This is a genomic window from Microcoleus sp. Pol11C3 (assembly GCF_036701485.1).
GTDB lineage: Bacteria > Cyanobacteriota > Cyanobacteriia > Cyanobacteriales > Microcoleaceae > Microcoleus.
In genome coordinates this window covers 1-9,177 of sequence record NZ_JAUBQW010000188.1, presented here as the reverse complement: position 1 = coordinate 9,177, position 9,177 = coordinate 1, and the positions used below count along the sequence as shown (strand labels likewise).

Sequence of the window (9,177 nt, the reverse complement as noted above, 5' to 3'; positions counted from 1 at the left end):
CTCGCAAGATTTGCGTTGCGTGTGATATTGCTTATTCCAAAAAAGTCAAAGATCTCACCGATGGTGATCTTGAGAAGATTCGTGATCAGATCGCGCAATTCACCATCGAGGGTGATCTGCGTCGTGAAACCACGATGAACATCAAGCGCCTGATGGATATCGGGTGCTACCGCGGGTTCCGTCATCGTCGCGGATTGCCGATGCGCGGGCAGCGCACGCGCACCAATGCACGTACCCGCAAGGGCCCGCGCAAGGCTGCCGCGTCCTTGAAGAAATAATTGAGTAAGAGGTAGTTATGGCAAAAGCCCCCAGCAGTAACGCAGCACAACGCGTTCGCAAGAAAGTACGCAAGAACGTTGCCGACGGCGTCGCTCACGTTCACGCGTCTTTCAACAACACCATCATCACGATCACTGATCGTCAGGGTAACGCCTTGTCTTGGGCTTCCTCTGGCGGTCAAGGCTTCAAGGGCTCGCGTAAGTCGACGCCCTTTGCTGCTCAAGTCGCCTCTGAAGTCGCTGGTCGTGCGGCAATTGAGCAAGGTATCAAGAATCTTGATGTCGAGATCAAGGGCCCGGGGCCAGGTCGCGAGTCCTCGGTGCGGGCGCTCGCCGCGTTGGGCATTCGTATCAACTCGATTGCCGATGTGACCCCCGTCCCTCACAACGGTTGCCGTCCCCAGAAGCGCCGTCGTATATAAGTTGACGCTCTCTGGATGGTCTTTGCAGTTTTATGCAAGGCTTGTCCAGAATTTTTTCACCAAGCCCACCGCCGTCAGGTAATTATCTACGGCTCCTGCAAGTTCTTGCAGCAGATGACATAAGGAGTTCAAGTGGCACGTTACCTCGGCCCCAAGGCCAAACTATCCCGCCGTGAAGGCACCGACCTCTTCCTGAAAAGTGCTCGCAGAGCAATCGGTGACAAGGCAAAATTCGACTCCAAACCTGGTCAGCATGGCCGCACCTCTGGGACTCGTACCTCGGACTTCGGTCTTCAGCTTCGTGAGAAGCAGAAGGTCAAGCGCATGTATGGCGTGCTCGAAAAGCAGTTCCGCCGCTATTTCGAGGAAGCTGATCGTCGCAAAGGCAACACTGGCGCCAATTTGCTTTTCATTCTCGAATCCAGGCTGGACAACGTTGTCTATCGGATGGGTTTCGGCTCGACCCGTGCGGAGGCGCGGCAACTGGTGTCGCACAAGGCGATCACTGTCAATGGCGGCTCGGTCAACATCCCTTCCTACATGGTTAAGACTGGCGATGTGATTGCTGTGCGCGAAAAATCCAAAAAGCAGACTCGCGTAGCTGAGGCACTGCAATTGGCGCAGCAAGTTGGCATGCCAGCTTGGGTGGATGTCAGCATTGACAAGGGTGAAGGCATTTTCAAGAAGGTGCCAGACCGCGACGAGTTCGCCGCCGATGTCAACGAATCGTTGATCGTCGAACTTTACTCACGTTAATTTTTCGTTCCTGCGCTTACGGGGCACTGTAGGCGCAGGGTCGCTTCACCCGACCTTATCGGTGTAACGAGCCGAGGGTATTGAGAGGAAGAATGCATGCAAACCAATTTACTGAAACCAAAAACTATTAACGTTGAGCAGTTGGCCGCCAATCGCGCCAAGGTGACTCTGGAGCCGTTCGAGCGCGGCTATGGCCATACGCTTGGCAATGCCCTGCGCCGCGTTTTGCTTTCGTCCATGGTGGGCCACGCTGCAACGGAAGTCACTATCGCTGGCGTCTTGCACGAGTATTCGTCCATCGATGGTGTTCAGGAAGACGTTGTCAATATTCTCCTGAACCTCAAGGGTGTGGTTTTCAAGCTGCACAATCGCGATGAAGTGACGCTGAGCCTGCGAAAAGACGGCGAAGGGCCAGTCACTGCCGCCGACATTCAGACTCCGCATGATGTTGAAATCATCAATCCTGAGCACGTTATCGTCAATCTGTCGCACGGCGGCAAGATCGACATGCAGATCAAGGTCGAAAATGGTCGCGGCTACGTTCCGGGCACGATGCGCCGCTATGGTGACGAGTCCACAAAATCGATCGGACGGATTGTCCTGGATGCATCGTTTTCACCCGTCAAGCGTGTGAGCTATACCGTCGAAAGTGCTCGCGTAGAGCAGCGCACCGATTTGGATAAACTGGTTCTTGAGATTGAAACCAATGGTGCTGTGACAGCAGAAGATGCCGTCCGTGCGTCTGCGAAAATCCTGGTCGAGCAACTGGCCGTATTTGCCCAGCTGGAAGGCAATGAACTTGCAGCATTCGACGCGCCAGTCCAGCGTAGCTCGCAGCAGTTTGATCCTATTTTGTTGCGTCCTGTTGATGAACTTGAATTGACGGTTCGTTCGGCCAATTGTCTCAAAGCAGAAAACATCTATTACATCGGTGATTTGATCCAGCGCACTGAAAACGAGCTTCTCAAAACGCCAAATCTGGGCCGCAAATCGCTCAATGAGATAAAGGAAGTGCTGGCCTCGCGTGGCCTGACACTTGGAATGCGCTTGGAAAGCTGGCCTCCGGCCGGTTTGGACAAGCGTTAATTTGGAACACGCCTCCTTTTAGGGGCGGTGCACGGGTGGTACCTGATACGGCTACCTGAATTAAAAACGAAAGGAAAAGCACCATGCGTCACGGACACGGACTTCGTAAACTTAACCGGACCAGCTCACACCGGCTGGCAATGCTGCGCAACATGATGAATTCTTTGATTCAGCATGAAGCCATCAAAACAACTTTGCCCAAGGCGAAGGAATTGCGTCGCGTTGTCGAGCCGATGATCACTTTGGCCAAAGAGCCCTCCTTGGCGAACAAGCGCCTTGCGTTTGATCGGTTGCGTGACCGCGACATGGTGGTCAAGCTGTTTGCCGAACTCGGCCCTCGTTACAAAGCACGCCCTGGTGGATACACCCGAATCTTGAAAATGGGATTTCGGGTAGGCGACAACGCCCCGATGGCCTTGGTTGAGCTGGTGGATCGACCAGAAATCACCGAAGATGCTGCTTCTTCTGACTCTGTCAAGGCGGAGTAGGTTATAATAAACTCATATCGCGCGGTGGAGCAGCCTGGTAGCTCGTTGGGCTCATAACCCAAAGGTCGTAAGTTCAAATCTTGCCCGCGCAACCAAATTCCAAGCCGTCCAGGCTGGTAGCAAACGCCCACTTCATGTGGGCGTTTTGCTTTGTGCCTACATCCCTGCGTTCAGTTCAGCATCGGCAGCGCGCTGTTTGACTGCGCGCTAAAACTGGTGATCCATCGAGCTGAGCCTATCGATGTCCGGTAAAACTGATTGCGGTAAGTTTTTTCTAACCGCTGGATTAGCTACTTCTCGGTCCAAGGCTGAAGTGGCTAAAGCTTACCTTGTGAAATTGAGCCCATAGCCAAAAAAAGCAAGTCAGTCACCTATTCTTGTTCATTCGATGGAGCGTTTGGTTTTCAGCACCTGATCGCCAGCCTACGTTCTCCTGAAGGCAGTAGTGCTACGCCAGCACTTTCTCGCGAGATGAAAAGTAGCAATAGGAATGTCTGGTGTCGCGTAAACTCGGAATAAGCCACGGCCGGCAGTAAGCGCGCTAGTCCGGATTGACCTGACGATTTGGATCTGTACGATAGGCGAACAGTGTCGCCAAAAAGTCGCTAGCCAGGAAATTTAACTTGCAGTTATAGCGGCAAGTGATTGATTTTATTACAATTGGTTACGCGATGCGTGAACTCCAATTTCAAATGGAGCGATCTTCAAGATCCGAAAAATGAGTGACATGAACGTGCCATTGCAAACCAGTCCCAAAAGCGAAACAAGCCACTTGGCCCAAGGTTTGCGTGAGGACTTGCTGCATCACGATCCATTGCTTGACTGTTTGGTGGAGCTAACGCGTATTCACGGGCGTCCCAGTACTCGCGCTGCTTTGTCTGCGGGCCTTCCTCTTCCGAAAGGAGGGCTTCCACCTTCGCTGTTCTCTCGCGCTGCTGCCCGGGCGGGATTGTCTTGCAAGATATTGCGCCGGCCGCTCGAAAAAATAGATGCGGCTTTGTTGCCCGTGGTGTTGCTTCTGGAGGGCGATGGGGCTTGTCTTTTGCTCGGCTGGGATGACAGAGGTGAAACCGCAAGCCTGCTATTTCCGGAAGCTGGGCAAGGTGTCGTACAGCTTTCCCGCGAACAGCTGCTTGGTCGATATGTCGGTATTGCGATATTCTCAAGACCGAACTTCCGTTTTGACCAGCGCACCCCGGAGCTTGCTGATATTCCGCAGCGCCATTGGTTTTGGGGCGCGTTCCGCGACCAGTTTCCTCTCTACCGTGACATTCTGGCGGCGGCACTGCTGATTAACCTGTTTGCGCTGGCTTTGCCGCTTTTTTCAATGAATGTCTATGACCGTGTTGTCCCCAACTTCGCGGTAGAAACTCTCTGGATGCTGGCCTTTGGCCTCTTGCTGGTTCTGGTCATTGACTATTTCCTCCGCGTGATGCGAGGTTATTTTGTAGACCTAGCGGGTTCGCGCATAGATATCAAACTTTCCACGCTGATCATGGAGCGGGTGCTGGGAATGCGGCTGTCGGAACGCCCGGCGTCCGTAGGCTCTTATGCGGCTACTTTGCGCTCGTTTGAATCGGTGCGCGACTTTATCGCCTCGGCCACGGTCACCGCTGTCGTTGATCTGCCCTTTGCGCTGCTCTTTTTTCTTGTGCTGGGATGGATTTCCTGGCCCCTTGTTATTCCGCCGCTGATTGGCGTCATGCTGGTTGTGATCTACAGCTACATCGTTCAGCACAAGATGCACGCGCTTTCCGAGACAACCTTCAGGGCGTCAGCGATGCGTAACGCAACGTTGGTGGAGACCCTTACCGCTATGGAGGCCATTAAAGCGCACGGCGCGGAAAGCCAGATGCAGGCCAAGCTCGAAGACACCGCTGCGTTTCTGGCCCGTGTAAGTGCCCAGCTGCGGTTGTTGTCTTCGTCGGTGATTAATGTGGTTTCAAGTCTGCAGCAATTGATCAACATCGTGATGATCGTGGCAGGCGTTTACCTGATCCATGAGGGCATGTTGACCATGGGCGGGCTGATTGCTGCCACGATGTTGTCCGGACGGGCCATGGCGCCTTTGGGTCAAATCGTTGCGCTGTTGATGCAATATCAGAATGCCAGGACCGCATTAACCTCGCTTGAGGACACGATGAAAAAGCCCGGAGAACGACCGGACGAAATAAATTTCGTGCATCGTCCCGATATTGCGGGAGAAATAGTATTTGACAACGTGCACTTCAGTTATCCGGGAAGAACGCAGGAGGCGCTTCGCGGAGTTTCCTTCAGGATAAAACCAGGAGAAAACGTTGTTGTGATTGGTCGCGTGGGCTCCGGCAAGACAACCCTGCAACGATTGATCCTGGGACTTTACACGCCTTCCAAGGGGGCGATCTCCATGGATGGAATAGATCTTCGCCAACTTGACCCTGCAGATCTTCGTCGCAATATTGGTTATGTGGAGCAGGATGCGATGCTCTTCTACGGCACACTTCGCGACAACATTGCCATTGCGGCGCCCTATGCCGACGACGGTGCAATTTTGGCGGCTGCAGAGGTTGGTGGATTGATTGAATTTGCCAACCGCCATCCGCAGGGTTTTGACATGATCATCGGAGAGCGGGGAGAGTCCCTCTCCGGTGGTCAGCGGCAAGGTGTAGCGATTGCCCGTGCTGCGTTGCTGGAGCCGCCGGTTTTGTTGCTGGATGAGCCGACAGGTGCCATGGATTTTTCGTCCGAGGCGCAGTTCAAGGAACGTCTGCGCGATTACGCCAAGCATAAAACAATGGTCGTTGTGACGCACAGAAACACACTGCTGGATCTGGCTGATCGCATTATCGTCATTGACGAGGGGCGCATTGTTGCTGATGGCCCTTATGAGCAAGTGATAGAGGCGCTCAAAGCTGGCCGTATAGGAAAAGCTTCATGAAGCCAAGATGGATCGCATGGGCTCGTCCGGTAATTTCCGTTCTGGAGATGATCCGGCGCGCGTTGCAGCCTGGTCTTGACCGCACCATGTTGTCCCTGCGCGAGGATGATCGGCGCATGGATGCGGGGTTTGGTGGTGACGCTGACCGCGCAATGCTCGAACAGGAGCCATTGCGGGCCCGCATGCTCGTAAAAAGCCTTGGAGTGGTTTTTATTCTTGCGGTGTTATGGGCGGGGCTTTCAGAAGTCGATGAAATTACAAAAGGCGAGGGGAAGGTCATTCCTTCCAGGCAATTGCAGGTAATGCAAAGCCTTGATGGGGGCGTTGTTTCCGAGATCCTTGTGCAGGAAGGTCAGATTGTCGAAGCTGGGCAGGTACTGGTGAATATTGATACGACACGATTCGATTCTTCCGTAAAGGAAAATCGTGTTCAGTATCTGGCTCTATTGGCCAAGGCGGCAAGAATCAGGGCTCTCGCTGAAGGGGTGCCTTTTGTGCCGCCGCCTGAAGTGCTTGCGGAGGCTCCCAAAACAGTAGAAGAGGAGTTCCGGGCCTACGAAGCCAGCACTTCGACGCTGAATGCACAGCTGGCAATAGCTCGGCAGCAATTGACGCAGCGTCAGCAGGAGCTTGTTGAGGCGCGTGCCAAGCGGGAGCAGGCGTCCAGAGCGTACGAGTTGTCAGCCAGGGAACTGGGCTATACGAAACCGTTGCTCAAGGATGGCGCTGTTTCGGAGGTGGAGTTGCTGAGATTGGAGCGGGAGACCGGGCGATTCTTTGGTGAGCGCGAAATGGCTTCGGCCCAGATATCAAAAGGCCAATCAGCCGTCGAGGAAGCTTCACGCAAGATCCAGGAAATAACCTTGAATTTTCAGAGCGAAGCTCGCAAAGAGCTTTCCGAGACCCTCGCAAAACTGAACATGAGTTCTGCGGGCGGAGTGGGTCTGGCAGATAAGGTTGACAAATCATCCTTGCGGTCGCCTGTGAGAGGCACGGTCAAGCGTCTGCTGGTCAATACAGTGGGGGGAGTGGTTCAACCTGGCAGGGACATCATTGAAATCGTGCCGCTTGAAGAGAACTTATTGCTCGAAGCAAAAGTTCTGCCAAAAGACATCGCCTTTTTACGACCGGGCGATCGGGCCCTGGTGAAATTTACTGCATACGATTTTTCCATCTATGGTGGTCTTGAGGCCAAGCTGGAATTCATTGGTGCCGATTCGGTTACGGATGAGCGTGGCAATACCTTTTATACCGTGCGGGTTCGTACCGAAAAATCGAAGCTGGGTGAGGGGCTGCCGATTATTCCCGGAATGGTCGCGGAAGTAGACATCATCACCGGCCAGAAATCCATACTGTCCTATCTGCTTAAGCCTGTTTTGAAGGCGAAGCAAGCTGCCTTTACAGAGCGCTAGATCGAGCCAACGGTGGTGATTCAGGAATCCGGACATCTATTTCTCTGTTCGCACGGTCGTATGCTTCCCCGCTGGAGCGAGGCCTTCAGTGCGGGAAGGGCCGGAAAAATTCAAACCGCGCGTGCCAACTCAGCGTCGAGTAGGGTTAGCCTCGTTTGGCTTCGTTTGGAGCAGGGGGTTCCGGTGGGGGTGCAACTTGAGCGTCTTGCTCCATCGCTGAAACTTCTTCCTTGCGTGGTGCTAAGCGATCGGCCGACGGATGACGAGGCGCTTGCTGCTTTTTCCGCCGGCGCGCGGGGATATTGCAATACCCACGCTGCAGCTCAGGTATTGGTTCAAGTGGCCGGAGTGGTGCTACAGGGGGGGTTGTGGATCGGCGAGTCGTTGATGCAGAGGTTGGTTGGTGCTACCAGCCGTATGCAGACAAGCGCCGACGTTATAGTTTCTCCGATCAAGCGAGCCTGGGCTGAGCATTTGACTGAGCGGGAGAAGGAAGTAGCGATCACGCTAGCCACGGGAGCGAGCAACAAGGAAATCGCAAGATCGCTCGGCATTACGGAACGTACAGTGAAGGCCCATGTAGGGGCGATTCTTGAAAAAGTGCATGTGCGGGATCGTCTCCAACTATCTTTAGTTGTAAACGGTCAGGCGCCCGGTCAGGCGCCCGGTCAGGCTCAGCGCCAAAATCTGATCTAGCGATCTAGTACCTCGGTACAGTTCCTTTGGCGGAATAAACGGACTACATTGGTTCCAATGTAATAACTCCGTTTGGGATTCCCCATGGCAAATGAAGCCAAAGTCGTCGGCAATGTGGTTCTGATTGAAGGCGTAGCTTTTGCCCAGAACAGCGATGGCGAACAGCGCCAGCTCAGGTTTGGCGACCCCGTTTTTGAGGGGGAAGTGATCGTTACGGAGGCCGGGGGGCGCGTGGAGCTCGCCTTTGATCACGGCGGAAAGTTTCTTCTTCGTTCAAGGGAAACTGTAACCCTTGATTCGACAGTGTTCGACAACGTATTGCCCGATGGCAACAGCAGCGCGCTTTTGACGCGTGTTGGAGAACTCACCACCATTCTTAATGCCATTAATGAGGGGAGCAGCCTTGACAGGCTGCTGCAGGAAACATCGGCTGGGGTGAACCCGGCCTCTGAGGGGCGTGGCAGCAGTTTCCGGCCGGACGATGGCAATAGTTTTGTGCGATTGTTCAGAACCGCTGAGGCGCTGGCTCCGCTGACTTATGACTATGCATCTCTTGAGCAGCAACCGGTCAGAGATGAGCCGCTTGTAGCGGGCTTAGCTCCTGGGGATGTTTTGACGGGACCGGTATTTGCACAACCGTCTACGTCGCCCACCATCCCAGTTGCCCCTGTTGTAGTGGGTGGCGTATTTGTCGGCGTGGTTGGGGAGGACGGCATCGGCACCGCTAGCGGAACTTTGAGCTTTGCCAACGTGGCGAGCACGGCCGGCGCCAACGGCTACGGCAGCTTCGTCTTGAGCGGCGGCAGCTGGACCTACACCCTGAACAACGCGGCGGTGCAGTTCCTGGACGCCGGGCAGAGCGCGACCGACAGCATCACCTACACCGCCAGCAACGGCAGCACCCAGACCATCACGGTGACCATCAACGGCGCGGAAGACGCAGCCGTGATAGGCGGCGTGTTCGTCGGCACGGTGGCCGAAGACGGCACGGCCACAGCCAGCGGCGCGTTGACGATCAGCGACGTGGACACCAACGACCAGCCGGTGAGCTTTGCCAACGTGGCGAGCACGGCCGGCGCCAACGGCTACGGCAGCTTCGTCTTGAGCGGCGGCAGCTGGACC

General features: G+C 54.7%; 9 protein-coding genes and 1 tRNA gene. All 10 read left to right on the top strand.

Features of this window, described 5'->3' with window-relative positions; translation table 11 throughout:
- Positions 1-278, top strand: a 278-nt coding sequence (gene rpsM, locus QUA40_RS26175) for a 30S ribosomal protein S13 (RefSeq protein ID WP_333131292.1), incomplete at its 5' end; no start/stop codon positions are given.
- 17 nt (positions 279-295) lie between these two features.
- Complete coding sequence (gene rpsK / locus QUA40_RS26170; protein ID WP_077592475.1) at positions 296-700, top strand: 30S ribosomal protein S11; 405 nt, start codon at positions 296-298, stop codon at positions 698-700.
- A 132-nt stretch (positions 701-832) separates the two neighbouring features.
- Complete coding sequence (gene rpsD, locus QUA40_RS26165) at positions 833-1,456, top strand: 30S ribosomal protein S4 (protein ID WP_333131287.1); 624 nt, start codon at positions 833-835, stop codon at positions 1,454-1,456.
- 96 nt (positions 1,457-1,552) lie between these two features.
- Positions 1,553-2,542, top strand: a complete 990-nt coding sequence (locus tag QUA40_RS26160; protein WP_077592473.1) for a DNA-directed RNA polymerase subunit alpha — start codon at positions 1,553-1,555, stop codon at positions 2,540-2,542.
- Positions 2,543-2,625: 83 nt separating this feature from the next.
- Positions 2,626-3,030: a 50S ribosomal protein L17 gene (rplQ, locus tag QUA40_RS26155; protein ID WP_333131284.1), complete on the top strand. Its 405-nt coding sequence runs from the start codon at positions 2,626-2,628 to the stop codon at positions 3,028-3,030.
- A gap of 18 nt (positions 3,031-3,048) precedes the next feature.
- Positions 3,049-3,125: transfer RNA gene (locus QUA40_RS26150), tRNA-Met, on the top strand.
- Positions 3,126-3,748: 623 nt separating this feature from the next.
- Positions 3,749-5,947 (top strand): type I secretion system permease/ATPase, encoded by a 2,199-nt coding sequence (locus QUA40_RS26145; RefSeq protein WP_333131282.1) that lies wholly within the window; start codon positions 3,749-3,751, stop codon positions 5,945-5,947.
- On the top strand, positions 5,944-7,359 hold the full coding sequence (locus tag QUA40_RS26140) for an HlyD family type I secretion periplasmic adaptor subunit (protein WP_333131280.1): 1,416 nt from the start codon (positions 5,944-5,946) through the stop codon (positions 7,357-7,359). Before QUA40_RS26145 ends, QUA40_RS26140 begins: the two co-directional genes overlap by 4 nt.
- Before the next feature lie 189 nt (positions 7,360-7,548).
- Positions 7,549-8,055 (top strand): response regulator transcription factor, encoded by a 507-nt coding sequence (locus QUA40_RS26135; protein ID WP_333131278.1) that lies wholly within the window; start codon positions 7,549-7,551, stop codon positions 8,053-8,055.
- 84 nt (positions 8,056-8,139) lie between these two features.
- On the top strand, positions 8,140-9,177 hold a 1,038-nt coding region (locus tag QUA40_RS26130), incomplete at its 3' end, for a retention module-containing protein (protein WP_333131276.1).